This window comes from Nocardia sp. CA-145437, from assembly GCF_050956485.1.
Lineage (GTDB): Bacteria > Actinomycetota > Actinomycetes > Mycobacteriales > Mycobacteriaceae > Nocardia.
Genome location: NZ_CP191204.1, coordinates 5,036,146 through 5,061,255, shown reverse-complemented (window position 1 = coordinate 5,061,255; position 25,110 = coordinate 5,036,146). Strand labels below are relative to the sequence as shown.

22 protein-coding genes are annotated in these 25,110 nt (G+C 69.1%); 10 read left to right on the top strand and 12 right to left on the bottom strand.

Features of this window, described 5'->3' with window-relative positions; translation table 11 throughout:
* Positions 1-24 precede the first annotated feature (24 nt).
* Complete coding sequence (locus ACQPYY_RS23590) at positions 25-738, bottom strand: hypothetical protein (RefSeq protein WP_433591022.1); 714 nt, start codon at positions 736-738, stop codon at positions 25-27.
* Positions 726-1,625 carry a hypothetical protein gene (locus ACQPYY_RS23585; RefSeq protein ID WP_433591021.1) on the bottom strand — a complete coding sequence of 300 codons (900 nt, stop codon included), beginning with the start codon at positions 1,623-1,625 and terminating at the stop codon, positions 726-728. The genes ACQPYY_RS23590 and ACQPYY_RS23585 overlap by 13 nt, the downstream gene beginning before the upstream one ends.
* Positions 1,626-1,891: 266 nt before the next feature.
* Here ACQPYY_RS23585 and lspA point away from each other — a divergent pair, with 266 nt between their 5' ends.
* The 3 genes from lspA to ACQPYY_RS23570 are packed head-to-tail and all read left to right on the top strand — an operon-like array spanning position 1,892 to position 4,173.
* Positions 1,892-2,551 (top strand): signal peptidase II, encoded by a 660-nt coding sequence (gene lspA, locus ACQPYY_RS23580; RefSeq protein WP_433591020.1) that lies wholly within the window; start codon positions 1,892-1,894, stop codon positions 2,549-2,551.
* On the top strand, positions 2,548-3,474 hold the full coding sequence (locus ACQPYY_RS23575; protein WP_433591019.1) for an RluA family pseudouridine synthase: 927 nt from the start codon (positions 2,548-2,550) through the stop codon (positions 3,472-3,474). The genes lspA and ACQPYY_RS23575 overlap by 4 nt, the downstream gene beginning before the upstream one ends.
* Before the next feature lie 12 nt (positions 3,475-3,486).
* On the top strand, positions 3,487-4,173 hold the full coding sequence (locus ACQPYY_RS23570; RefSeq protein ID WP_433591018.1) for a hypothetical protein: 687 nt from the start codon (positions 3,487-3,489) through the stop codon (positions 4,171-4,173).
* 197 nt (positions 4,174-4,370) lie between these two features.
* Here ACQPYY_RS23570 and ACQPYY_RS23565 read toward each other — a convergent pair whose 3' ends face one another.
* Genes ACQPYY_RS23565 through ACQPYY_RS23555 form a run of 3 tightly spaced genes read right to left on the bottom strand, consistent with a single transcriptional unit; the run spans position 4,371 to position 6,038 of the window.
* Complete coding sequence (locus tag ACQPYY_RS23565; protein ID WP_433591017.1) at positions 4,371-4,670, bottom strand: hypothetical protein; 300 nt, start codon at positions 4,668-4,670, stop codon at positions 4,371-4,373.
* Positions 4,651-5,244 (bottom strand): pyridoxamine 5'-phosphate oxidase family protein, encoded by a 594-nt coding sequence (locus tag ACQPYY_RS23560; RefSeq protein WP_433591016.1) that lies wholly within the window; start codon positions 5,242-5,244, stop codon positions 4,651-4,653. The genes ACQPYY_RS23565 and ACQPYY_RS23560 overlap by 20 nt, the downstream gene beginning before the upstream one ends.
* Positions 5,244-6,038, bottom strand: a complete 795-nt coding sequence (locus tag ACQPYY_RS23555; protein ID WP_433591015.1) for an acyl-[acyl-carrier-protein] thioesterase — start codon at positions 6,036-6,038, stop codon at positions 5,244-5,246. The genes ACQPYY_RS23560 and ACQPYY_RS23555 overlap by 1 nt, the downstream gene beginning before the upstream one ends.
* 152 nt (positions 6,039-6,190) lie before the next feature.
* On the opposite strand from ACQPYY_RS23555, the gene ACQPYY_RS23550 reads away from it, so the two are divergent.
* Positions 6,191-7,102 (top strand): ADP-ribosylglycohydrolase family protein, encoded by a 912-nt coding sequence (locus tag ACQPYY_RS23550; protein ID WP_379106421.1) that lies wholly within the window; start codon positions 6,191-6,193, stop codon positions 7,100-7,102.
* 131 nt (positions 7,103-7,233) lie between these two features.
* Here the strand turns inward: ACQPYY_RS23550 and ACQPYY_RS23545 are convergent, their stop codons facing one another.
* Both ACQPYY_RS23545 and ACQPYY_RS23540 read right to left on the bottom strand, forming a co-directional pair.
* Positions 7,234-8,061, bottom strand: coding sequence for a PhzF family phenazine biosynthesis protein (locus ACQPYY_RS23545; protein ID WP_433591014.1), 828 nt, complete (start codon positions 8,059-8,061; stop codon positions 7,234-7,236).
* Between the two features lie 138 nt (positions 8,062-8,199).
* The gene (locus ACQPYY_RS23540; RefSeq protein ID WP_433591013.1) at positions 8,200-10,671 is read right to left on the bottom strand and encodes an HAD-IC family P-type ATPase; all 2,472 of its coding nucleotides are present in this window, start codon (positions 10,669-10,671) and stop codon (positions 8,200-8,202) included.
* 330 nt (positions 10,672-11,001) lie between these two features.
* On the opposite strand from ACQPYY_RS23540, the gene rarD reads away from it, so the two are divergent.
* On the top strand, positions 11,002-11,931 hold the full coding sequence (gene rarD / locus ACQPYY_RS23535; protein WP_433594714.1) for an EamA family transporter RarD: 930 nt from the start codon (positions 11,002-11,004) through the stop codon (positions 11,929-11,931).
* Positions 11,932-11,979: 48 nt separating this feature from the next.
* Here rarD and ACQPYY_RS23530 read toward each other — a convergent pair whose 3' ends face one another.
* Genes ACQPYY_RS23530 through ACQPYY_RS23520 form a run of 3 tightly spaced genes read right to left on the bottom strand, consistent with a single transcriptional unit; the run spans position 11,980 to position 14,791 of the window.
* On the bottom strand, positions 11,980-13,032 hold the full coding sequence (locus ACQPYY_RS23530; RefSeq protein ID WP_433591012.1) for an ABC transporter substrate-binding protein: 1,053 nt from the start codon (positions 13,030-13,032) through the stop codon (positions 11,980-11,982).
* Positions 13,033-13,035: 3 nt separating this feature from the next.
* Entirely contained in the window at positions 13,036-13,923 is an 888-nt protein-coding gene (locus tag ACQPYY_RS23525; protein WP_433591011.1) for an ABC transporter permease, read from the bottom strand.
* Positions 13,913-14,791, bottom strand: coding sequence for an ABC transporter ATP-binding protein (locus ACQPYY_RS23520; RefSeq protein ID WP_379106411.1), 879 nt, complete (start codon positions 14,789-14,791; stop codon positions 13,913-13,915). The genes ACQPYY_RS23525 and ACQPYY_RS23520 overlap by 11 nt, the downstream gene beginning before the upstream one ends.
* A 158-nt stretch (positions 14,792-14,949) precedes the next feature.
* Between ACQPYY_RS23520 and ACQPYY_RS23515 the strand changes: the two genes are divergently transcribed.
* The 3 genes from ACQPYY_RS23515 to ACQPYY_RS23505 all read left to right on the top strand — a co-directional run bounded on the left by ACQPYY_RS23515 (position 14,950) and on the right by ACQPYY_RS23505 (position 17,900).
* Entirely contained in the window at positions 14,950-16,683 is a 1,734-nt protein-coding gene (locus ACQPYY_RS23515) for an ATP-binding protein (protein WP_433591010.1), read from the top strand.
* Positions 16,665-17,348, top strand: a complete 684-nt coding sequence (locus ACQPYY_RS23510) for a response regulator (protein WP_433591009.1) — start codon at positions 16,665-16,667, stop codon at positions 17,346-17,348. The genes ACQPYY_RS23515 and ACQPYY_RS23510 overlap by 19 nt, the downstream gene beginning before the upstream one ends.
* Before the next feature lie 153 nt (positions 17,349-17,501).
* The gene (locus tag ACQPYY_RS23505) at positions 17,502-17,900 is read left to right on the top strand and encodes a VOC family protein (RefSeq protein ID WP_433594713.1); all 399 of its coding nucleotides are present in this window, start codon (positions 17,502-17,504) and stop codon (positions 17,898-17,900) included.
* A gap of 3 nt (positions 17,901-17,903) precedes the next feature.
* Here the strand turns inward: ACQPYY_RS23505 and ACQPYY_RS23500 are convergent, their stop codons facing one another.
* Together ACQPYY_RS23500 and ACQPYY_RS23495 are read right to left on the bottom strand one after the other, a co-directional pair.
* Positions 17,904-18,518: a class I SAM-dependent methyltransferase gene (locus tag ACQPYY_RS23500; RefSeq protein ID WP_433591008.1), complete on the bottom strand. Its 615-nt coding sequence runs from the start codon at positions 18,516-18,518 to the stop codon at positions 17,904-17,906.
* Positions 18,519-18,589: 71 nt separating this feature from the next.
* Entirely contained in the window at positions 18,590-19,984 is a 1,395-nt protein-coding gene (locus tag ACQPYY_RS23495) for an alpha/beta hydrolase family protein (protein ID WP_433591007.1), read from the bottom strand.
* A 170-nt stretch (positions 19,985-20,154) separates the two neighbouring features.
* On the opposite strand from ACQPYY_RS23495, the gene ACQPYY_RS23490 reads away from it, so the two are divergent.
* Together ACQPYY_RS23490 and dnaE are read left to right on the top strand one after the other, a co-directional pair.
* Positions 20,155-21,399 (top strand): serine hydrolase domain-containing protein, encoded by a 1,245-nt coding sequence (locus ACQPYY_RS23490; RefSeq protein WP_433591006.1) that lies wholly within the window; start codon positions 20,155-20,157, stop codon positions 21,397-21,399.
* A 123-nt stretch (positions 21,400-21,522) separates the two neighbouring features.
* Positions 21,523-25,074: a DNA polymerase III subunit alpha gene (gene dnaE, locus ACQPYY_RS23485; protein ID WP_433591005.1), complete on the top strand. Its 3,552-nt coding sequence runs from the start codon at positions 21,523-21,525 to the stop codon at positions 25,072-25,074.
* Positions 25,075-25,110 lie beyond the last annotated feature (36 nt).

Sequence of the window (25,110 nt, the reverse complement as noted above, 5' to 3'; positions counted from 1 at the left end):
CCTAGGCCCGGGGACCGGCGACACCTAGGGTCCCGCGGCTCCCCGCAGTTTCCGGACCTGGGCCGCCGTCATGGCGCTGAGCTGCTGCGGATCGGGTTCCTTGGCGTCGGAGTAGGCGATCTGCACGACTGTCGAGCCCACCAGCGTGATGCTCACGTCGGTGTAGAGGGTGAGTCCCTCGCTGGTGGTCCGGACCTGGAACGCGGTCGATCCGTCCCCGGCCTGCGGCTGACTCAAACCACCCAGCCGGAATTCGACCTTGGTGTTGTCGGCATCGGTGCCCGCGTACTTCGTGCACCCGGTCAGCAGCGACTGGGCGGCGGAAAAGGCCTGGGCCGCGCCTCCGTTCGCATAGGACGCCGCGTCGATGTCGACACTGGCGAAGTTCATTCCGCCGAACTGGGCCGCCGCGCGCGCCGCCGCGCCGGGCGCCTGCACCGCGATCGCTTCCAGCACCTTCGCGCACTGCGCGGGATCGGTCTTCGCGCCCGCGCCGCCCGACGCACCGGGCGGCGGGTCGTCCAGGGCGGTGAACCCCGCGGGCATGGCCGTCAGATCCAGCAGATCCGAGCGCAGCGTGTACTCGTCGAGAACCGGTGCGCCGCCGGGCGACTGCGTCGGCTGCACGGCCGGGCCCAGACTGGGCAGCGGGCCCCCGGAGTCCTTGCTGTTCCCGCAGGCGGTGGCGGTCAGCGCCAGCGCGCCCGCCAGCAACGCCAGCCGTGTCAGGCTCCCCACTGCACCTCCGTGCGCAGCGTCTGGCGCAGGGTCACCGCGCTGCGCGGGTCGCGGTAGGTCTGGTTGCCGCCGACTTCGACCTGGCCGGAAACCGGGAGCGGCAGGCCCAGATCCACGGTGATGGTGCCGGTGCCGTGCATCAGGTAGTCGACGATCTCGAGCTGGCCGGCCTCGTTGGGCAGATGCCACACCGCGGACTTCGGGCTCTGCACCACGTTCAGTTCGATGGTGAGTTCGTTGCCCTCGCGGGCGGTGAGGGTGCAGGTGGTCACCTGCTCGAGCGGGACGCTCCCGGAAACCTGTTGCCGTACGGTCCATACCGCGCCCACGCCGACGGCCTCGGTCGGGAAGGCGATGGACTGGTACACGGCCTGATAGAACGACTGCTCCAGCGCGGCGCGCGCGGCGTCGGAGGTGGCCGGTTTGGGGGCCAGCTTGAGTGCGGTGATCGCGCCCAGCTCGCTCACGTCGAAACCGACGTGGGATCCGTCGGCGTGCGTCAACGCCTGAGCCAGGGTCGGGTCGGGGGAGGTGACATTGCCGACGGTCAGTTCGACCCCGTCGGCCCCGGCCTGCGCGGTCAGCGGAATGGTGACCGCGGGCGGGGAGATGTCGCGCTGCGCCTGCTGATTGATCTGCTGCTCGATGTGGTGCTCGGTGCTCAACGTCACCTGCTGGCTGGTGCCCGGCTCGAGGGTGCGGCGCAGCGGCGAGCGGGGTTCGGCGCCCGGGGTGACAACGGTGGTGGTCACGGCCTCGATGGGCATGGTGACCTCTTTGTTGATGCCCACCGGCTCGGTGCCGTCGCCCTCGGCCGTGGTCTCCGACGAGTCGCTGCAGCCGACGCCGAAGGCGGTCAGGGTGACCGCGAGGACCAGCAACAGCACCCCGGAACGGTGGCCGCGGGCGCTCCCGCGGCGAGGCGGTCGCGGGGGTCCGGAACAGGGTGCGGTGGCGTTCGCCGAGCTGGGGGAGGAAGACAACACCGTCACGTCGAACAGGTTACGACGGGTTCCTGAAAAACAGCTGGGATCCTGTGCGGCCGCCGTTTCGGTTCGCCGGGACGGGCCCCGGGTCGGCCCGCGCGGCGGTTCGGAGCCGCCGGGCCCGGACCGTTCGGAGTCGCCGGGCGCGGATAAGGAATGATGTCAGGGTGAGTACCGACCGGCCGCGCGAAACGGGCGCTGAGGAACCAGACAAGTCGCCAGGGGAGACCGTTCCCGCGATCGATGCCGAGGCTTCCCCCGCCGGCGCAGCCGCCGAGTCGGACAGCGCTCCCGCCGCGACCGCGTCGCAGCCGCTGCGCCTGCGCAGTCTGCTGGTGCTCGCCGCGGTGGTGCTCGGCCTGGATCTGCTGACCAAGACGATCGTGGTCTCCACCATCACCCCCGGCAAGCCGATCTATCTGATCGGCGACTGGGCGCGGCTGTCCCTGGTCCGCAACCCGGGCGCGGCGTTCTCCATGGCCACCGGCATGACCTGGCTGCTGACCCTGATCGCCGCCGCCGTGGTGATCGGCGTGATCCGGATCGGCCGCACCCTGCGCTCGCTGCCGTGGGCCATCGGCCTGGGCCTGGTGCTGGGCGGCGCGCTCGGCAATCTCATCGATCGCCTGTTCCGCGCGCCCGGCCCGTTGCAGGGTCACGTGGTGGATTTCGTGGCGGTCGGCTGGTGGCCGGTGTTCAATGTGGCCGATTCGGCGATCGTGTGTGGCGCGATTCTGCTGGTGGCGTTGACGGTGTTCGGTTTCGAACCCGACGGCACCCGCATGCACCGCGCGCCCGCGACGACCTCGGAGGGGAAGGCGGCATGAGGGAGACTCGCAGCATGCCCGTGCCCGACGGGCTGGACGGCATGCGTGTCGACGCCGGGCTGTCGCGGCTGCTCGGCCTGTCCCGCACCGCCGTGGCGACCATGACCGAGGACGGTTCGGTGCAGCTCGACGGCGTCGCGGCCGGAAAGTCGGATCGGCTCACGGCCGGCGCCTGGCTGGAGGTCGAATTCCCCGAGCCCAAGCGCGAACTCACCGTCGAGGCGACCCCGGTCGAGGGCATGAAGATCCTCTACGCCGACGACGACATCGTGGCCGTGGACAAGCCGGTCGGCGTGGCCGCGCACACCGGTGTCGGCTGGACCGGCCCCACCGTGGTCGGTGGTCTGGCCGCGATGGGCTACCGCATCTCCACCTCGGGCGCCCACGAGCGTCAGGGCATCGTGCACCGCCTCGACGTCGGCACCTCCGGCGTGATGGTGGTCGCGCAGTCCGAGCACGCCTACACCCAGCTCAAGCGCGCCTTCAAGTACCGCACCGTCGAGAAGCGCTATCACGCTCTGGTGCAAGGCCATCCGGATCCGTCGAGCGGCACCATCGACGCCCCCATCGGCCGCGCCCGCGGCAACGACTGGAAGTTCGCGGTCACCGCCGACGGCCGCCCGTCGGTCACCCACTACGACACGGTCGAGGCCTTCCAGGCCGCCAGCCTGCTCGACATCCATCTGGAAACCGGCCGCACCCACCAGATCCGCGTCCACTTCTCGGCCGTGCGCCACCCCTGCTGCGGTGACCTCACCTACGGCGCGGACCCGCGCCTGGCCGAACGCCTGGGCCTGGAGCGGCAGTGGCTGCACGCCCGCCAGCTGGGCTTCAACCATCCCGCCGACGGCCGCTGGGTCGAGATCACCAGCGAATACCCCGCCGACCTGGAACACGCGCTCGACGTCCTGCGTCAGCACTGATCGGAGCTCCGAGTGGATGCACCGCGGCCGGGCGGCGTGGCGGGCCCGACCCTGCGTCGCGCCGGGATCGCCACGGCGGCGGTGCTTCTCGTCGTCCTGATCCTCGTGCTGGGCTGGGCGAACCCGCCTCGGCCGGGGATCATCGCGACGGACCGGCTGGGACCGGAAAGCGGTGAGCCGGTGTCCGATTACCTGACGCGCGCCCGGAAGTCCTTGGAGGGCAGCGACTCCGGAGGTCGCTGGGCCCTGCTGTCCTTCGCTGCAGGCGTCACCGCCGACCGGATCCCGGAATTCGGTGCGGGCCTGCGTATCTCGGAGGTCGACTATCACGTGTGGGTGGACCGTGTCGCGACACCCATCATCGCGATCGGCGTGCCATCGGGTGAGGCCGTCGCGGTCGCCTCGGTGAAATCGGCCGTCGCCCAGATGGAATCGACCCCGACCTTCGATTCCCGCTCCTCGCAGGTCAAGGACCTCGTCGCCGCGCGGCTTCGCGCCGGCTGCGCGTGCGTCGTGGGCGTGGTCGTCCACGGCTCCCTCGACCGGCTGCGAACCGTGGCCACCCGTCCCGGAATCCGCGCTGTCGAGGCGCTGCCGGCCGACGCCTCCGCCGCCGTCTTCGCTGTCTCGCCACTGCTGCCCGAGCAGCGTGAGGCCGCGGTCCCGGGCCCCGATGATGGCCCCGTCCCCGCCGGCTGACCGGTTCCCGGACGCTCGACTTTGCAGAATCTTCATCAACTAAATCTGCATACTCCGCCCAAATCGATTGGTAGCCAGGAGTAAGCTCCTACTCGGCGTCGTTCCACTTGACGCCCTGTTCGGTCAGGTCGATGCGGTAGCTCTCGGCCGGCCTCACTGCGTGTTCCGATCGGGACACGGCATGTGCTTGACAAGGATTACTGCTTAACCGAGGAGCCAATCGGGTGTCGCAGAGCCGACTCGGCGTGCGACGCGATCGCGGTCACGTCCGCTAGCTCGGCAGCGCAGCCTGGCAGACGCGGACACCACAAAAGCTCGTGGTAAGGAAGCAAAATGTCTAGAAAGATCATGAAAACCGTAGCGGCGACTGTATTTGCGGCGCCCTTGCTGGTCTTGGCCGCACCCGCGGCCGGCGCCGACACCACTGCTGCGGCGCCACCGGCGACCTCCGCCACTCCGATCAACGGATCGTTCGGATCAGCTGCGTTGTGCTTCAACCTCGGTAGCGTCATCTGGTGCATCTGAGTGCTCCTGTGACAACGCCATCCCTCGGTGCGCGAACTGCCAGCGGGTTGCCCCGTGTGGGTCGGTCAGCGCCACCCCGACGGCCGAGTGGATGGTGAAGCGGTACAGGTGCCATGGCGCGGGACCCGCGCTCTGGGCGCTGTAGGGGGCGGTGACCTCGCTTCCCGATCGTTCCGCGGGCCATCCGCCCGCGCGGTAGACAGCCGTGACGCGGTCGAGTTCGGCCGTGTCCGTGACTCGATGAGCCTCCCCGGAGAGGACCAGGTCCACTCCGGGGAGGCGGAGTGAGAGGGTGCAGTCCGGGTTCGAGGCCAGGTTTCGGGACTTCCTGGTGGCCGGTCCGCTCGTGAAGTAGAGATGGCCGTCGGATTCGACGCAGCCGATTCCCGCGGAGCTGGGCTTGCCGGAAGGGCTTACCGTGCCGAGGAATTCGGCCGTCTCGGGGAGTCCGATCGCCATGTCGAGGGCTTTGCGGACTCGGTCCCAGGGCAGGTCGGCCCGGCCGTAGATATTGAGATCCTCGGCGGAGACGGGGGTGGGGAGCATCAGGCGTCCTCCAATGCGCAGAGTTGGGCGATGGCGCGCGTCTCCTGGTCGACGGTGAACCAGAGCGTGAGCGCGCCGGGGGCGTCGACGGCGTGGATGTCGAGGGGTTCACCGAAGCGGATCGGCTTGTTGTATTCGAGGATGTAGCGGTGCGGGCCGCGGGTGAGTTCGGGTGTGCCGGCCGCGAATTCGTGGACGGCATGCCAGTACGCGGTATTGGTGATGTGCCGGAAGTGATCGGTGTCGGTGCGGCGCAGGGGATACCGGGTGCCGTCGGCCGCGGGGGCGGGGGTGTCGAGCCATTGGCGCCAGCGCAGGCGATGGTCGTCGGTGGTGGTGGCCATGAGGTCGAAGAACTCGTCGGCGACGCGGGACGGGCTCATGGTCTGCTTGTTCATGTGGATCCAGAAGCCCTCGGTGTCGACGAGGCCGCCGGTGTCGGCGTCGAGGCGGACGCGCATGGAGCACCAGCGCGGGGAGATGCCCGAGCACCAGCGCCGGACACGTAACCGGGTGGGCCAGATGATCGGGCGCAGCACATCGATGACGGTGCGCCGCACGATCCAGTGCGGGTGGGATTCGAGGGCGCCGATCTGCGTCAGATGGTCGACTCCGGCGTCCTGCAGGTGGCGGGCGATACCGTCGATGCGCAGATTCTGGATCTCGTCCGTGTCGACGGTGCTCAGGCGACGTTCGACGTCGAAGATGTGTCCGGAGCCCGGGACGGGGGCCAGCGGTGCGGACCGCGGGTCGGCGGCGGACTGGGCGGAGCGGTCGGTGCGCTGATTCGTCATCGGCAGAACCTCCGGATCCGAGGGTAGTCCAGAACCCGTGAAGACCGCGGATGCCCGGGTCGGCGTGGCCCCGGGGTGGGTAACGTCGTGGTGGATCGGATACGCGTGGCGGATCGATGCCGACGGCATCGGAGCGGAAGAGGCGAATGCGGATGGAATTGACGCCGGAGCAGGCTGATCGGGCCCTGGGCGTGCTGGTGGGGACCGCGGCGGGGGATGCGCTGGGTGCCGGATACGAGTTCACCCATCCCGGTCCCGACGTGGAGATCCGGATGAAGGGCGGCGGCGCGTTCCGGTGGGCGCCGGGGGAGTGGACCGACGACACCGCCATGGCGGTCGCGGTGGCCCGCGCGGCGGCGGTGGCGGGCGACCTGTGCGGCCCCGAAGGGCTGGACGCGGTGGCCGCCGAATTCGTGGCGTGGTGGGACTCCAAGCCGGCCGATATCGGGAACCAGACGCGGCAGGTGCTCGAGCACCGCGATCGGACCGGCCGGGCCATGCAGCTGCGGGCGCACGATCTGCCGGGGCTCAAGGCGGGTAACGGGTCGCTCATGCGGACCGCCCCGGTCGCCCTCGCCTATCTCGACGACGCCGAGAAGTGCGGCAAGGCAGCCAAGCTGGTGAGCTCCCTGACCCACTACGACATGCAGGCCATGCAGGCGTGCAAGCTCTGGACCCTCGCCATCCGCCACGCGGTGCTGTTCGGCACCTACGACGGCCTGCGGGAGGCGCTGTCGCAGGTGGACACCGGCTTCTGGGAACCGCTGCTGGACAAGGCCGAGACCGGCGTCCCGGCCGACTTCGCCAAGAACGGCTGGGTGGTGCACGCGCTGCAGACCGCGTGGTGGGCGATCACCCACGCCGAAACTCTTTCGGCCGCACTGGAACTGGCGGTCCGCGCGGGCGGCGACACCGACACCACGGCGGCCATCGCGGGCGGCCTGCTCGGGGCCCGCTGGGGCGCGTCGGCCGTGCCCGCGGAGTGGCGGGCGATCCTCCACGGCTACCCCGGCTATCGGGCCGACGACCTGGACACGCTCACCCGGCAGATCGTCGCGCGCTGACCCGGCCTCCCGGCGGTGACCTGGCCGGACGCGCGATGGGACCGCTGGCCGCGCGGTACCTGGCCGCACGAGGCATGGGCGGCCGGCGGGCTCTCGGTCCGGGACGCGGCTCTCGGTCCGGGAGGCGGCTCTCAGTCCGGGATGCGGACGACGCCGTCGAGGTAGCGGCGGCAGCGGCCGGTCAGGCGGACGCGGTCGCCCATCAGCGTGCAGCGCAGGGAGCCGCCGCGGCGGGAGAGCTGGCGGGCGGTGAGGCTGGTGCGGCCCAGTTCGCGGCTCCACAACGGGGTGAGCTGGGCGTGCGCGGAACCGGTGACCGGGTCTTCAGGAATGCCCTGGCCGGGAGCGAAGACGCGGGAGACGAAGTCCACCTCGGTGCCTTCGGCGGTGAGGATGGCGGCGCGTTTCAGGTCGGGGAAGGCGGCGAAGTTCGGGCGGGATTCGCGCACTTCGTGTTCGGCGGTGACGACCAGCACCACGTCGGTGCCCTCGAACGCGCGCAGCGGCCGCACGCCGAGCGCCTCGGCGAGCCGGTGCGGAAGTTCCTCCTGCGCATCGATTTCCACCGATGCCACCGACGGCAGGTCCAGTACCAGATCGTCGCGGTCGCGGTCGACGCGCAGCCATCCGCTGCGGGTGTAGAAGTGCACCCGGTCCGCGCCGGGGTGCATGTCGTCGAGGATCTGGGCGGCGGTGGCCATCGTGGCGTGCCCGCACAGGTCGACCTCCACGGTCGGGGTGAACCAGCGCAGGTGGAAGGCGGGCGAGTTGTCCGGCGGCACACCCGCTTCCGCGGGTAGCGCGGAGGTGTAGAAGGCGGTCTCGGCGAGGTTGTTCTCCTCGGCCAGCCGCTGCAGCAGTTCGTCGGGCAGCCACGACAGCAGCGGCATGACCGCCGCGGGGTTGCCGGAGAACGGCGCGTCGGCGAATGCGTCGAGCTGATGCAGCAAGACCTCCATGGGGCACAAGGTACCTGCGATTTCGACCGCTGCCCAGGACGGCCGACCACCCGGCGAGCCAAACCATGCGACCAGTTTGGAAACAGCGGAGCGGCGGCACACCCCGAGGTGCGCCGCCGCTCCGGAACGCCGTGCGATTCAGTCGTTTTCGTCCAGCACCGCCGGTGCGTTGTGCGGGGTGTCGCCGAGATACTTGGCGCTGAGCCACCACGCCACCTCGACCAGCACCACGCCGATCGCGCCGCACACGACCGCCGAGGTGGTCAGCGCGACATTGGACGGATCCAGTTTGAAGAAGTGCCGGGTGAACGGCACCGCGAACAGGATCAGGTATCCCGCAACGGAACCCGAGACCAGCAGGATCTTCCACCAGTTCCACGGCCGGGCCACGATGGCCAGCACCCACACCGCGATGATCAGCAGCGTGATCAGCGCCGTCGTGCCCGCCTGCACCTTCGCGGTGTCCCCGGCGTCGGGTCCCCGGTAGGCGATCAGGTAGGAGATGAACGTCATCACGCCGATCACCACGCCGGACGGAATCGCCAAACGCATGACGCGGCCGACGAATCCGGTGCGGGCGCGCTCGTTGTTGGGCGCGAGCGAGAGGATGAAGGCCGGGATGCCGATGGTGAACCAGGCGGCGATCGTCACGTGGCGGGGCAGGAACGGGTAGCCGATCGCCTTGTAGTGGAAGATCTGCGACCCGATGCCCGCGATGCCGACCAGGAAGGCCAGCACCACCGAGTAGACGGTCTTGGTGAGGAACAGGTTGGAGACCCGCTCGATATTGCCGATCACCCGGCGGCCCTCGGCCACCACGTACGGCAGGGTCGCGAACTTGTTGTCCAGCAGCACGATCTGCGCCACCGAGCGGGTCGCCGGGCTGCCCGAGCCCATGGCGACGCCGATGTCGGCGTCCTTGAGGGCGAGCACGTCGTTGACGCCGTCGCCGGTCATGGCGACGGTGTGCCCGCGCGACTGCAGGGCTCCGACCATGGCGCGCTTCTGATCCGGGCGGACCCGGCCGAAGACGGTCTTCTCGTCGAGCACGTCCGCGAGTTCGTGCTGGTCGGTCGGCAGCGTGCGCGCGTCGACCGGATCGTCGCCGCCGCTCAGCCCGAGCGAGGACGCGACCGCGCCGACCGACACCGCGTTGTCGCCGGAGATGACCTTGGTCGAAACATGCTGGGAGGCGAAGTATTCGAGGGTGCCCTTGGCGTCGGGCCGTACCTTCTGCTCCAGCACCACCAGTGCCGCCGGGGTGACCTGGCCGGGCGCGTCGGGCGAGTCGACCGGGCGGTCACTTCGGGCCAGCAGCAGCACGCGCAGGCCCTTGGCCCCGATCTCCTGTGCGGTGGCGGCGATCTCGGTGTCCGGGTCCAGCAGCACGTCGGGCGCGCCCATCAGCCAGTTGCCGTGCTCGCCGTAGGACATGCCGCTCCACTTCTTGGCGGAGGAGAACGGCGCGAGACCGGTGGACTGCCAGCCGGGGGCGTCCGGCAGCGCTTCCTTGATGGCCAGGACGGACGCGTTGGGGCGCGGGTCGTCGGCGGCGAGGGCGGCCAGCACACGGCGCAACTCCTCGGGGGCCCGGCCGTCGTTCGATGGGTCCACCGCGCGTCCGCTGTCGTCGACCGGCCGGATCTCGGCCAGCCGCATGCCGTTCTCGGTGAGGGTGCCGGTCTTGTCGGCGCACACCACGTCCACCCGGGCCAGACCCTCGATGGCGGGCAGCTCCTGCACCAGGCACTTGCGCGCGCCGAGCCGGACCACGCCGACGGCGAAGGCGATGGAGGTCATCAGCACCAGGCCCTCGGGCACCATCGGCACCAGGGCGGCGACCATGCCGTTGACGGCGGGCCGCCAGGATTCCTTGGAGGAGAACAGCTGGTTGTAGATGGACAGCAGGCCCGCCGGAATCAGCAGGTAGGTAATGACTTTCAGGATGGTGTCGATACCGCTGCGCAGCTCGGACTTGACCAGGGTGAACTTGCTGGCCTCGTCGGCGAGTTTGGCGGCGTAGGCGTCCTTGCCGACCTTGGTGGCCCGGTACGCGCCGCTGCCGGACACCACGAAACTGCCCGACATGATCTGCGCGCCACGGGTTTTGTCGATCGGGTCGGCCTCACCGGTGAGCAGCGACTCGTCGACCTCGAGGAGTTCGGTCTCGATCACCTCGCCGTCGACGACGATCTGGTCGCCGGGGCCGAGCTCGATGATGTCGTCGAGCACGACCTCCTGCGGCGTGACCGCGGTGGCCTGCCCGTCGCGGCGCACCATCGGTTTGGCCTGACCGACGATGGCCAGCTTGTCGAGGGTGTTCTTGGCCCGGATCTCCTGGATGATGCCCACCGCGCTGTTGGCGATGATCAGCAGGCCGAACATGCCGTCGATGATCGATCCGGTGGCCAGCACCAGGATGAACAGCACGCCGAGGATGGCGTTGATCCGGGTGAAGACGTTCGCCCTGACGATGTCCTTGACCGACCGGCTGGCCCGTTCCGGCACGTCGTTGGTCAGCCCGTCCCGCCGGCGCTGCTCCACCTCGGCGGAAGTGAGCCCCAGCGCGGGTGGGCTCGGCGGACTCGCTGCCTGCGCGGTGATCGACATGCCGACCAGGCTAGCCCTTCCGGGCCGTTAACCCAGATGTAGCTGAATTCGGCGGTGTCGAAAATGCGCGCTGTGCCAGGTCAAAGGCAAACTCCGACAAATCGGACACCGTGAAGGGGGGTGGGAGAGGACACGGACTGCGGGGGACAGGGCGGCGCGTGACTTCCAGCGGGGTCGGGGTGCGTGGCGGCGGCGGGGCCGGGCGCGGTGGTGGCACGGCGCGGCGGCATCGCGGCGAAATAGACTTGTTGCGCACGCTAACGTAATTGGGTGGCCGAAGGACATCAGCATCCGAAGTCCCCCGCCCCGCACCCGGCCGCGGGCGCCGCGATGGTGACGGCCGAGCGCGGGTGGCGTGGCCGATTCGCGGGGCACGACGGGGAGCGGGACACCGGGATCGCCTTCGGGATCGGCGCGTACTTCCTGTGGGGTCTGTTTCCCGCGTTCTTCGGTTTGCTGTCCTTCGCGAGCGCGGGGGAGGTGCTGGCCGAGCGGATCCTGTGGACCCTGGTCGTCGCCTTGCTGGCGCTGCTGGTCGCCGGGCGGCTCGGGGAGCTGCGGCGGATCGACGCGCGGACCTGGCGGCTGGCGGCGGTGGCCTCGGCCGCCATCTCGCTGAACTGGGGCACCTACGTGTACGGGGTCATCTCGCATCACGTGGTGCAGTGCGCGCTCGGCTATTTCATCAATCCGCTGGTGACGGTGGCGTTCGGCGTCCTCATCTTCCGCGAGAAGCTGCGCGCCCCGCAGTGGGTCGCGCTCGGGCTGGGCGCGACCGCGGTGATCGTGCTGACCGTCGACTACGGGCGCCCGCCGTGGATCGCCTTGATCCTCGCCTGCTCGTTCGCCACCTACGGTCTGGTGAAGAAGGTGATCCGGCTGGACGCGCTGCCCGGGCTGGCGGCGGAGGGGCTGGCGGCCGCGCCGTTCGCGGTGATCGCGGTCATCGTCATCGCGCTCACCGGTAATGCGACGTTCGGTTCCTCGGCCGGGCACACCGGGCTGCTCATGCTGACCGGGCCGGTGACCCTGGTCCCGCTGGTGCTGTTCGCGCTGGCCGCCCCGCGAGTCCCGTTGTCCACCATGGGAATCCTGCAGTACCTGACGCCCGCGCTCCAGCTGACCTGGGGTGTCGCGGTCGGCCACGAACCGATGCCCGCCTCCCGCTGGGCGGGTTTCGCGCTGATCTGGCTGGCGCTGGCCATCTTCACCGCCGACGCCCTGCGCCGCTCCCGCCGCGCCGCGAAGACCTCCGTCTAGCGCGAAACCGCACACCCCCTCATGCGGTGTGCGGTTCCGGGCGACCGGTCAGGGTTGGCGTGTGCCCTGGGCCTTGCCGACGAACTCGTTGGTGTAGGTGGCGTCCAGGTCGATGCGGTCCCGGACGGGCGCCACATTGCGGGAGTACCGGCCGAGGATGCGCAGGACGTTCTCCGCGCCTTCGCGTTTCATCAGGCCGTCACCGTTGAACATGCTGATCGAGTCGGTGATGGACTTGACGTACAGCTTCGGATCGCCGCCCGCGTACTGGGCGGGCATCTTGGCGGCGATCTCCTCGGGGGAGTGGGATGTGATCCAGCGCAGCGTCTCCACGAACGCGTTCGCGAGCTTCTGCACGATGTCCGGATGCGCCTGCACGGTCTCGCAGCGCATGTACAGCGACGCGGCCGGATACAGCCCGCCGAGCGCCGCCCGGGTGCCCTGTTCGTTGCGCATGTCCACCAGCACCTCGGCGTCCCCGGAGGAGACCATCTTGGCGACGGTCGGATCGGTGGTCATGCCCGCGTCGATGCCGTTGTGGTTCATGCCCGCGATGAAGGTCTGTCCCGCACCGACTTTCACCCGCGTGTAGTCGGAGGTCCCCAGCCCGGCCTGCCCGGCCAGCGCCTGGGTGAGGAAGTCGGTGGACGAACCCAGCGACGTGACACCCAGATTCCGGCCCTTGAAGTCCGCGGGCGACTGGACGGCGGCGGCGTCCTGCTTGGATACCAACTCCACCTCGCCGGGTACGTCCGCGAATTGCACCACGGTCTTCAGGCACTGGTCCTTGGCCTGCAGGTCGATGGTGTGGTCGTAGAAGCCGACCACGGCCTGCACGTCGCCGGTGAGCAGCGCGGTCTCGGCGTTCGCGCCGGACTGCTCACCCAGCAGGTGCACGTCGAGGTCGTTGGCCTGGAAGAAGCCGAGCCGCTCGGTCAGCATCGCGGGCAGGTAGATGACCTTCTCCAGGCCGCCCACCATGATGGTGATCTGCGGCCGCCCGTTCGCGGTCGGAATGGTGCGGGAGTCGCGGCAGCCGGTCGCCAGCAGCAGCGAGCCGACGGCGAGCAGGATCACGGCGATATGCTTGCGGTACCTCATGGCTCAGATCCCGTGTCCCGAACCGGCCTGCGACGGCCGCCATTTCAGCAGCCGGTTCTCCGCCAGCCCGATGAGCCATTCGGCGACCAGCGCCACCACGGTGATGATGATCATGCCCGCGTAGATGCCCGCCGCGTCGAACGTGCCCTGCGCGTTGCTGATCAGCAGGCCCAAACCCTTACTGGCGCCCGCGTACTCGCCGACCACCGCGCCGATCAGCGCGAAACCGAACGCGGTGTGCAGCGACGACAGGATCCAGGTGGTGGCGCTGGGCAGCACGATCGAGCCCAGCACCTGACGGCGGCTCGCGCCCAGGATGCGGGCATTGTCGATGACATTGCCGTCCACCTCACGCGCGCCGGTGAACGCGTTGAAGAACACCGCGAAGAACACCAGCACCACCACCGTCGCCACCTTGGACTGCAAGCCCAGCCCGAACCAGATGATGAACAGCGAGGCCAGCACGATGCGCGGGACGGCGTTGAGCGCCTTGATGAACGGGGCCAGCACGTCGGCCCAGTAGCGGGAGCGGCCCAGCAGCACGCCGAGCACGATGCCCGCCACGGTGCCGATGGCGAAGCCCAGCACCGCTTCCTGCACGGTGGTGTACAGCTGCAGCCAGATCGAGCCGAACTGGGTTCCCTCGGTGAACCATTCGACCAGGCGGTCCCAGATCAGCGAGGGCTTGGAGTAGAAGAACGGGTCGATCCAGTAGGTGGCGGTGAGCTGCCAGGAACCCAGCCACACGGCCACGATCAGGGCGCGCAGGCCCCAGGTGCGGATCTTGTTCCTGCGCGCCTGCGAGCGGACCCGCGCGAGGATCTGCTCCTCGGTCTCCACCTCGAATTCCGGTGCGGTGGTAGTGGTCTTGTCCACAACCTCAAGCGACACGGGTCGCTCCCTTCGTCCGGGCCGCCTCGACCTGATCGCGCAGCGTGTCCCAGATCTCCTTGTAGAGGTCGCGGAACTCCTCGGTGAGCCGCACCTCCTCGACATTGCGCGGGCGGTCCAGGGTGACCTCGAAATCGCCGCACACCGTCGCGGGGCCGGCGGTCATGACGACGACCCGATCGGCGAGGGCGATGGCCTCCTCCAAGTCGTGGGTCACGAAAATGACCGCCGCCCGGCCCTTCTCCCGGCCCTCGGAGCCGTCCGAGCCCGACCACACGCGCAGCAGTTCGTCCTGCATGAGCTGGCGGGTCTGCACGTCCAGGGCGCTGAACGGCTCGTCCATGAGGATGATCTCGGGATCGTTGACCAGGGTCTGGGCCAGGGCCACCCGCTTGCGCATACCGCCGGACAGCTGATGCGGGTAGTAGTTCTCGAACCCGCCGAGCCCGACCGTGCGCACCCAGCGGGCCGCCCGCTCCCGCGCCTCGGACTTGCCGACGCCCCGGAACTTCGGGCCCAGCGCCACGTTCTCGAGCACCGACTTCCACGGCAGCACCGCATCCTGCTGGAACATGTAGCCGACGCCGTCCGGGATGCCGCGGACATCTTTGCCGCGCACCAGGGTTCGGCCGGCCGAGGCCGGTTCCAGGCCCGACACCAGCGACAGGGTGGTGGACTTGCCGCAGCCGGTGGGGCCGACGACGGCGACGAATTCGCCCGCGGCGACGGTGAAGTTCAGGTCGCGCACCGCGGTGTGGATGCCGCCGTTGTTGCCGGGGAACCGCTTGGTCGCGCCGCGCAACTCGATCAGGGGTGCCGGCTCGATCGGTGGCGTCGTGCCACCGCGCTCCGTGGTCGTTGTGCTCATTACCGCTCCGTTCCAGTGCCGCCGCTGCGGCGTCGAAGCGAAGCTACGTGTGCCGGGTCACACTCTGCCCGGTTGTGCGCGCAAGTCACACAAGCAGCGATTCGACCGTTTTGCGCATTCTGCTCAGCTGTTTGCGGAGGGTTGTCTACACTGGCGTCGTGTTCTCGCCAGGCCCGCGTTCCGTCCGGCTCCGGACGCAGATCCTGCTTCTGCAGATCGCGGTGGTGGGTCTGACCGTCGGCCTGGCCTTCGGCGTCTTCGCCTATGTCAGCGGCGACCGCCTCTCCGGCGAATACGGGCAGCGCGCGCTGGCCATCGCCCGCACCGTCGCCTCCGACCCGCAGGTCCGCGCCGCCGTCGCCCATTACGCCGACAGTCCGCTCCCGGCCGGTCCGGGACTGCGGTCGGAACTGGCCGACGGGGAACTCGAGCGGATCGCCGACAGCGCCCGGCTGCGCACGGGCGCGCTGTTCGTCGTGATCACCGACGACGCGGGCATCCGCCTGGCCCACCCTGACCGCGCCCGCCTGGGCGAGATGGTCAGCACCGACCCTTCCCGCGCCCTGGGCGGCGGCGAGGTCGTGATCCAGGAACACGGCACCCTCGGCGAATCGGTCCGGGCGAAAGTGCCCGTTCTGCAACCGGATCCGCCGGGCGGCCAGTCGGGTCCCGGCCGGGTCGTGGGCGAGGTGAGCGTCGGCATCTCGACCGCGGCCGTGCGCGAACAACTGGTGCGGGATCTGCGCCGGGCCGGTCTGCTGGTCGGCGGCGCGCTGCTGGCGGGCATTGCCGGATCAGTGTTGCTGGCCCGTCGCTGGCACGGTCTGACCCTCGGCCTCGAGCCCGCCGATCTGGCCGACCTCGTCCGCGAGCAGGACGCGGTCCTGCACGGCATCGGCGAGGGCGTCGTCGCCGCCGACGCGAAATCCCGGATCACCGTCGTCAACGACGAAGCTCGCCGCCTGCTCGGCATCGATCCCGCGCCCGGCAGCGGTATCGACGCTATCGGCCTGACTCCCCGTGTCCTGCAAGCCTTCCGCGCCGCCGACGGCAACCCGGTTCAGGCTGCCGTCGGCGACCGCATCGTGGTCGTCACCGCCCGCACCGTCACCCGCGACACCCTCGCCCTCGGCGCGGTCCTGTCCGTCCGCGACCGCACCGACGTCGAATCCCTCACCCGCCAGCTCGACGCCGTCTCCACCATGAGCACCGTCCTGCGCGCCCAGCGCCACGAATTCGCCAACCGCCTCCACCTGCTCAACGGCCTCCTCCACACCGGCCGCCCCGGCGAGGCCGCCCGCTACGTCGAGGAGTTGCTGGGATCCGGACCCCTCGGCACGACGCTGCCGGGCATCGAGACCATCAGAGACCCGTATCTGCAAGCGTTCCTGGCCGCCAAGGCCGCCCACGCCCGCGAACAGGGCGTCCACCTCCGCCTCGGCCCCAATACCTGGGTCGACGCGAATCTCGCCGCCCCCGTGGACGTCACGACGGTGCTCGGCAATCTCGTCGACAACGCCATCGACGCGGCGAGCGACGCCCCGGCCCCCGGCCACGAATCCGTGGTGGAGGTCGAGTTGGTGCGCGACGGCGATACCGTGCACTTCGCGGTGGCCGACAGCGGGGCAGGCGTACCGCCCGAGCTCGCGGATTCGATCTTCGCCGAAGGAGTCTCGACCAAAGCCGGTGGCGGACCCGGCGGACGCGGCCTGGGTCTGGCACTCGCTCGCCAGGTGGCGCGCGCCCGCGGCGGCGATGTACTGCTCGGCGACCCCGGTGGGGTACGCGACGATGCAGTGGACGGGGAGTCCCGGCTGCGGGGCGCGGAGTTCATCGCCCGAATGCCGGGCGTACTGACCGAGGAGGAGCCGGCGTGGGCCGAGGAGAACTGACCGTCCTGGTGGTCGACGACGACTTCCGCGTCGCGAACCTGCACGCCGGAATCGTCTCCGCGCTACCGGGATTCGCGGTCGGAGCGACCGTGAACTCGATCGCCGCCGCGCGCACCGCACTGGCCGACGGCACGTTCGATCTGGCACTGGTCGATGTCTACCTGCCCGACGGTTCCGGCGTCGACCTCGTCCGCGAGCTGAGCTGTGACGCCATGATGCTCACCGCCGCAACGGAATCGGCCACGGTCCGGGCGGCGCTGTCGGCCGGCGCCCTGGGCTATCTGGTGAAGCCGTTCGATCACGCGGTGCTCGCCACCCGGCTGGCCGGATACGCGCGCTATCGGCGACTGCTCTCGGCCCCGGAGGTCGCCGCCGCCGATGTCGATGCCGCACTGGCGGCGCTGCGCCCCGCCGCTTCCCCGACCAGCGTGTCGACCGGCGCGGCGGCGGCCGCCTCGCCGACGAAAGATCTGGTGCTGCAAGCGGTCCGCGACGCCGACGTCGCGATGTCGGCGGCTCAGGTGGCGGCCGCCATCGGCATCTCCCGCGCCACCGCGCAACGCTATCTGGCGAACCTGGTCGGCGCCGGTGACCTGCGAATGCAGCTGCGCTACGGCAGCACCGGCCGCCCGGAACAGGAGTACTCCGCGCCCCGGCGCGCATGACCGCCCCGATCACGAACCTCACCTGTGACGGTTGCCACACCCCCCTTGGCGAATTCTCGGGCACCTGGTTACCGTCGAATCAGTGGCGGTGCTCCTGTCGGCCGACTTGTACCGGTCCAGGGTCGGGATCGCCACGAACACAGGAGAATTCCTATCACTATCCAGTTCAACCACACCATTGTCGCGTGCACCGACAATCGGGTTTCCGCCGAATTCTGGGCGGATATCCTCGGGGTGGAGGTGGGCAAGCCGTACGGGCCGTTCATTCCGATTTCCGTCGGGAACGGAGTCACCTTCGACTTCGCCAATCTGCCACCGGGTTTCGAGGGCGAACCACAGCCGCAGCATTACGCGTTCCTGGTTTCCGAGGACGAGTTCGATGCGGCGTACGCCAAGATCAAGCAGTACGGCATGACGTATTGGGCCGATCCGCGGCAGCAGGGCGTCAACGAGATCAACCACAATGACGGGGGCCGGGGGATCTATTTCCTCGATCCCGTCGGCCACTACATGGAATTGATCACCGTTCCGTACGGCGGCTGGCCGCGGTAATCCTCACGGGGCGACCGCGGTGCCCAGATTGAATGCCACCCAGGGTTTGGGGCCCCGCTGGTAGTACCGGTCGATATCGCGGATCTCGAAGCCGGCGGCTTCGATCAGACCGGGGATGTCGCGGTTGAGATGGCAGCCACCGGCGACCGCCTGCTCCAGGCGGTCCAGCCGGTGCTGCCATGTCCGGACACCCGGATCCGGTGCCAGTCCGTGCTCGACGAAATGGAATGTGCCGCCGGGCACCAGCACCCGGCGCACCTCGGCGAGCGCGGCGTCGACATCGGGAATCGTGCACAGCGTCCACGTCGACAGCGCGGAATCGAAACTGTCGTCGGCGAACGGCAGCGCCTGCCCGTCCAGGCCGGCGCGTTCCACCGGAACCGTCGCCGCGGCCACCCGTCCGGCGGCCATATGCCAGCCGAGATCGGCGGGCTCGACCGCGCTCACCGACTTCACGGTCTCCGGATAGAACGGCACATTGCGGCCGGATCCGAAGCCGATCTCGACGACCCGGCCGTGGAGTCCGGCGCAGACCCGTTGGCGTTCGCCGTTCATGTTCTTCGCGCCGCAGCACAGGTCGACCAGCCGGGGCACGACTCGATCCTCATAGAATCCCACGACACCACTCTCGCAATCGGTTGGCTCGTCCGCCACTCTTTCGGTGGATACGGGCGAATCGAGCGGGCGGTTCAGTGGCCGGGCGGGAAGCGCTGGGTCAGCCAGCCGGTCACGGTGGTCAGCACCTGCGGGTCGATGGTGGTCTCGATCCGGGCGTACTCGTCCGGCGTGCCCTTGTCGGCGGGCTGCATCAGGTGATCGAGACCGTCGAACACGATCACGGTCGCGTCCGGATCCGCGGCCAGCAGCGTCCGGGCCGGACCCTCGTTCTGGGCCGCCGGCACCTGGAGATCCTTGCTGCCGTAGAACGCCAGCACCGGAACCCGTAGCGCCGACAGCGCCGGGGCCGGGTCGTAACAGACCAGGGCCGCCATGTACGGCGACACCAACTCGTCCATGGCCTCCTCGGAGAGGCGTTCCTCCGCGGGGAGGGTGTCATTGTGCTGGCGCACATAGTCCTTGGCGGCCACCAGATCGCCCTTGCACAGCACCGACGACAGCGTCGAGGTGAACCCGACCTGCTTGCCGACCTGCTCGGGCGTCGCGCCCTGCGCGGCCAGGATCAGCCGATTCTGTTCCAGCAGCACCTCGGAACCGGGTACCGCCGGGCCCGCCATCAGGATCACGAAGGCGACCCCGCTGTCGGGCCGCCGCGCGTAGAGCGGCGCGAGATACCCGCCTTCGCTGTGCCCGAGCAGCCCGATCCGGGTGGCGTCGATATCGGAACGCCCGCGCAGGAACGTCATTCCGGCGGCGATGTCGTCGGTGAGGTCGCTGTAGGTCGCGCTGTTCAGCCGCCCGCCGGTCTGCCCGACACCGCGCTTGTCGGTCCGCAACACCGCGTAGCCCGCGCGGGTGAGGGTATCGGCGAGCAGCAGGAACGGCTTGTGGCCCAGCAGTTCCTCGTCGCGGTCGTTGGCCCCGCTGCCGTTGATCAGCAGCACCGCCGGGAACGGTCCGCCCGACTGCGGCTCGGTCAGCGTCCCCGCGATCGTGATGTCGCCGCTGCGATAGCTGACGTCCTCGGATTTGTACGGGTAGGGCGGCTTCGGTTCCTGCGGCCGCGGCGGCCCCTCGACCGTGCCGCGGGTCAGGGTCAGCGGGAACGACTGCCCGGACTGGGTGAACTGCCCCTTGATGTTGTCGGAGCCCTTGTCGTAGACGCCCTGGAACGACGGCTTGCCCGGAATCTTGGTGATCGTCCAGGTCACGGCATCCGGTCCGGTCCGCACCTCGCTCAACGGCCCGTCCACCACCCCCTGCGCCGGAATATCGATGGTGGCCGTGCCGTCCGCGGTGAAACCGACTCCCACCGCCAGCGGCTGATCGGGCACTTCGATGGTGCCGTGCCAGTGCCCGGTCAGCGTGACCGGAGGTGCGCTCTCCTGCTTCGACGACGAACATCCGGCGACCAGCGCGGCGATCACGACCAGCGCCGCCGCAACCATCGACCACGGCTTCCGCATGCGCCTCAGCCTACCGATATGCCGCCGTCACCCCGCTGATCTCGGTAAACCCCGCGTCGATAACGCCGGGGTCACTACCCGGCCACCCCGGATAACCACTGGGCCAACGACAGTAACTCTCCCGGTGTCATCATTGCCCTCGGTGACTGGTCACTCGTACTGTGGATTCCGTGAGCAATGACGCCACGGGGCTCGTCGACCTGCCCGCCACGGTGGGCGGTTACGCGGCCGCCGAATTCGGCCCGCTGGTACGTACTTTCACCCGCATGGTCGGCGGTCACCCGGGCGCCGGCGGCGCGCTCACGGTGCACCTGCGCGGAGAACCGCTGGTGCGGATCTGGACGGGGGAGGCCGCGCCGGGCCGGGCCTGGGACGCCGATACCGGGGCCATCGTCTTCTCCGCCACCAAGGGCATCGCGGCCACCGTCATCCACCGGCTCGCCGACCGCGGCCTGGTCGACTACGACGCCCCCGTCGCCCACTACTGGCCGGAATTCGCGGCCAACGGCAAGGGCCGAATCACGGTGCGGCAGTTGCTGTCCCACCGCGCCGGGCTCTACGGGCTGCCCGAGATCGCGCGCGGCCTCGACGACGTGCTCGACCACCGCATGATGGAAGACCATCTGGCGGCCGCGAAACCCGATCATCTGCTGGGCGTCCCGACCTATCACGCGCTCACCTTCGGCTGGCTGCTCGCCGGGCTGGCCCGCGCCGTCACCGGCCGCGGCATGGCCGAACTGATCCGCACCGAGGTCGCCGAACCGCTCGGCGCGGAGGGCATCCACCTGGGCCTGCCCCCGGCCGGGTCGCCGACCAGCGCCGCGGTCCTGAGCGGCAACAAGCTGTCGGCCGTCGGCGCCAATTACGTCTCGCTGGCGCTGGGCCGCGCGTATTCACTGCCCGGCGCGGTCGGGGCGGCGGCGCGGGCGCTGTTCCTGCCCGGCCTGGATCAACTCCTCGAAGGCGAGGACCCGCCGATCCTGCACACCGAACTGGGCGCGGGCAACGGCGTGTGCACCGCCACCGGGCTGGCCACCGTGTACGGAGCGCTCGCCAACGACGGCATGCACGAGGGCCGCCGATTCCTGTCGCCGGAGACCATCGCGGCCATGCGGCGTGTGGAGAGCTATCACCTCGACCGCGCGCTGTTCTACATCCCGATGATGTGGCACATGGGCTATCACTCGCTGCCGGTGCCGGGGGCGCGCGCCGGCTTCGGGCATATCGGATTGGGCGGGTCCTTCGGCTGGGCGGAACCCCGGCTGGGCCTGTCTGTCGGTTTCGTCCACAACCGGCTGGGCCTCGGGGCCATGAGCCTGGACCAGATCGCGTCGGCATGGGTGCTGCCGCTGGCGGTGCGGGGCGCCAACGCGACGCGCCGCACCGCTACCCTCGACCGGCCCGCCGCCGCCTGAACCGATGCCCGCGCGGGCGTCCGGGTGAGCTCCGCCACGACACGCAGGGCCCGCCACGCCGATCGTCGCGGGCGGCCCCGCGTGGCTGCGGAACTCGTCGGTGGGGCCGCATAGTATGTCCGGGTGTCAGCCTCGTCGGGATCATTCGTCCATCTCCACAACCACACCGAGTACTCGATGCTCGACGGCGCGGCGAAGATCACGCCCTTGTTCAAAGAGGCGACCCGGCTGGGAATGACCGCCGTCGGCATGTCCGACCACGGCAATATGTACGGCGCCTCGGAGTTCTACAACTCCGCCAAGAAGCAGGGCATCAAGCCGATCATCGGCATCGAGGCCTACATCGCGCCCGAGTCCCGGTTCAACACCAAGCGCGTGCTGTGGGGCGACCCGTCGCAGAAGGGCGACGACGTCTCCGGTTCGGGTTCCTACACCCACATGACCATGGTCGCGGAGAACGCGACCGGTCTGCGCAACCTGTTCAAGCTGTCCAGCCTCGCCTCCATCGAAGGCCAGCTGGGCAAGTGGGCGCGGATGGACGCCGACATCATCGCCGAGCACGCCGAGGGCATCATCGCCACCACCGGCTGCCCGTCCGGTGAGGTGCAGACCCGCCTGCGCCTGGGCCACGAGCGCGAGGCCCTCGAGGCCGCCGCCAAGTGGCAGGAGATCTTCGGTCCCGAGAACTTCTTCCTCGAGATCATGGACCACGGCCTGTCCATCGAACGCCGGGTCCGTGAGGGCCTGCTCGATGTCGGCAGGAAGCTGGGCATCCCGCCGCTGGCCACCAACGACTGCCACTACGTGCACGAGCACGACTCGGGCAATCACGAAGCGCTGCTGTGCATTCAGACCGGCAAGACGCTCTCGGATCCGACCCGCTTCAAGTTCGACGGCTCCGGCTACTACCTCAAGTCCGCCGAGGAGATGCGCGCCATCTGGGACGCGGAAGTCCCCGGCGCGTGCGACAACACGGTCCTGATCGGCGAGCGTGTCCAGTCCTACGACGACGTCTGGGCACACCGCGACCGCATGCCGATCTTCCCGGTGCCCGAGGGCGAGACCCAGGCCAGCTGGCTGCGCAAGGAGGTCATGCGCGGCCTGGATCGGCGCTTCCCCAACGGCGTTCCGGCCGACTACATCACCCGCGCCGACTACGAGATCGGCGTCGTCAACGAAATGGGCTTCCCCGCCTACTTCCTCATCGTCGCCGACCTCATCACCTACGCCCGCTCGGTCGGCATCAATGTCGGCCCGGGCCGTGGTTCGGCGGCCGGCTCGCTGGTCGCCTACGCCATGGGCATCACGAACATCGACCCGATTCCGCACGGTCTGCTGTTCGAGCGCTTCCTCAACCCCGAGCGCGTGTCCATGCCCGATATCGATATCGACTTCGACGATCGCCGCCGCGGTGAGATGGTCCGCTACGCCACCGACAAGTGGGGCAGCGACCGAGTCGCCCAGGTGATCACCTTCGGTACGATTAAAACCAAAGCGGCGCTGAAGGACTCGGCCCGCGTGCAGTTCGGCCAGCCCGGCTTCGCGATCGCCGACCAGATCTCCAAGGCGCTGCCGCCGCCGATCATGGCCAAGGACATTCCGCTCTCGGGCATCATGGACCCGGAGCACGAGCGGTACAAAGAGGCCGCCGAGGTCCGCGAGCTCATCAACACCAACCCGGACGTCAACAAGATCTACGAAACCGCCCGCGGTCTCGAAGGTCTGATCCGTAACGCCGGTGTGCACGCCTGTGCCGTGATCATGTCGTCCGAGCCGCTGACGGACGCGATCCCGGTGTGGAAGCGCGCGCAGGACGGCGCCATCATCACCGGCTGGGACTACCCGTCGTGTGAGGCCATCGGCCTGCTGAAGATGGACTTCCTGGGTCTGCGCAACCTGACGGTCATCGGTGACTGCCTGGTCAACATGAAGGCCAACCGCGGCATCGACCTGGACCTCGACACCCTGCCGCTGGAAGACGCCGCCACCTACGAATTGCTCGCGCGCGGTGACACTCTCGGCGTGTTCCAGCTCGATGGTGGCGCCATGCGAGATCTGCTGCGCCGTATGCAGCCCACCGGCTTCGAGGACATCGTCGCCGTGCTCGCGCTGTACCGCCCCGGCCCCATGGGCATGAACGCGCACAACGACTACGCCGACCGCAAGAACGGGCGGCAAGAGGTCAAGCCGATTCACCCCGAATTGGAAGAGCCGCTGAAGGACATCCTGCGTGATACCTACGGCCTGATCGTGTATCAGGAGCAGATCATGCAGATCGCGCAGAAGGTCGCCGGCTACTCGCTGGGTCGAGCAGACATTCTGCGTCGCGCCATGGGTAAGAAGAAGGCCGAGATCCTGGAAGCCGAGTTCGAGGGCTTCGAGGAGGGCATGGTGGCCAACGGCTTCTCCAAGCCCGCGGTGAAGGCGTTGTGGGACACCATTCTTCCGTTCGCCGGCTACGCGTTCAACAAGTCGCACGCCGCCGGCTACGGCCTGGTGTCGTTCTGGACCGCCTACCTCAAGGCCAACTATCCCGCCGAGTACATGGCCGGTCTGCTCACCTCCGTCGGTGACGACAAGGACAAGGCCGCCGTCTATCTGGCCGACTGCCGCCGCCTGGGCATCCAGGTGCTGCCGCCCGACGTCAACGAGTCCGAACTCGAATTCGCCTCGGTGGGCAATGACATTCGCTTCGGCATGGGCGCGGTCCGCAATGTCGGCGCGAACGTGGTGGCCTCGATCATCGCGGCGCGCAAGGAGAAGTCGAAGTTCACCGACTTCTCCGACTACCTGAACAAGATCGACGCCATCGCCTGCACCAAGAAGGTCACCGAATCCCTGATCAAGGCAGGCGCTTTCGACTCGCTCGGGCATCCGCGCAAGGGTCTGCTGCTGGTGCACTCCGACGCCATCGACGCCTGCATGTCGACCAAGAAGGCCGAGGCCATCGGCCAGTTCGACCTCTTCGGCGGCCTGGACGAGGGTGACGACTCGATCGCGAGCGTCTTCAATGTGAAGGTCCCCGACGACGAATGGGAGACCAAGCACAAGCTCGCCCTGGAGCGGGAGATGCTGGGCCTCTACGTGTCCGGGCATCCGCTCAACGGCGTCGAGCACGTGCTGACGGCGCAGTCGGACACCAATATCCCGGCCATCCTCGAAGGCGACGTCAAAGACGGTTCGCAGGTCACCATCGGCGGCATCTTCGCCAATGTCACCCGCCGCGTGAACAAGAACGGCCTGCCCTGGGCCTCGGCGCAGCTCGAGGATCTGACCGGTGGCATCGAGGTGCTGTTCTTCCCGCAGTCCTACTCGGTCTACGGCATGGACGTCACCGAGGACGCCATCGTGCTGGTGAAGGCCCGCGTCAACGCCCGCGACGACCGGGTCTCGCTGATCGCCAACGACCTTGTGGTGCCGGATCTTTCCTCGATCGGCGTCGACAAGCCGCTGCAGGTCGTGATCCCCACCCGCCTGTGCACCCCCGACAAGATCGGCGAACTCAAGCGCGTCCTGTCCCGCCACCCCGGCACCGCGGACGTGCACATCAAACACGTCGGTTCCCGCGACCGCACCACCAAACTGAAGGTCGCCGACAACCTGCGCGTCTCGCCGTCCTCGGCCCTCATGGGCGACCTCAAAGCCCTGCTCGGCCCGGGCTGCCTGGCCGGCTGACCGGCACGGGCCGGCGTTCACCCACCCCTGCCCGGC

Coding starts and splice junctions, on each gene's coding strand:
- ACQPYY_RS23575 (WP_433591019.1), top strand. CDS start 2,548: ATGAGGGAGACTCGCAGCATGCCCGTGCCCGACGGGCTGGACGGCATG.
- ACQPYY_RS23560 (WP_433591016.1), bottom strand. CDS start 5,244: ATGCTCCCCACCCCCGTCTCCGCCGAGGATCTCAATATCTACGGCCGG.
- ACQPYY_RS23555 (WP_433591015.1), bottom strand. CDS start 6,038: ATGACGAATCAGCGCACCGACCGCTCCGCCCAGTCCGCCGCCGACCCG.
- ACQPYY_RS23550 (WP_379106421.1), top strand. CDS start 6,191: ATGGAATTGACGCCGGAGCAGGCTGATCGGGCCCTGGGCGTGCTGGTG.
- ACQPYY_RS23545 (WP_433591014.1), bottom strand. CDS start 8,061: ATGGAGGTCTTGCTGCATCAGCTCGACGCATTCGCCGACGCGCCGTTC.
- ACQPYY_RS23540 (WP_433591013.1), bottom strand. CDS start 10,671: ATGTCGATCACCGCGCAGGCAGCGAGTCCGCCGAGCCCACCCGCGCTG.
- rarD (WP_433594714.1), top strand. CDS start 11,002: ATGGTGACGGCCGAGCGCGGGTGGCGTGGCCGATTCGCGGGGCACGAC.
- ACQPYY_RS23530 (WP_433591012.1), bottom strand. CDS start 13,032: ATGAGGTACCGCAAGCATATCGCCGTGATCCTGCTCGCCGTCGGCTCG.
- ACQPYY_RS23520 (WP_379106411.1), bottom strand. CDS start 14,791: ATGAGCACAACGACCACGGAGCGCGGTGGCACGACGCCACCGATCGAG.
- ACQPYY_RS23495 (WP_433591007.1), bottom strand. CDS start 19,984: ATGCGGAAGCCGTGGTCGATGGTTGCGGCGGCGCTGGTCGTGATCGCC.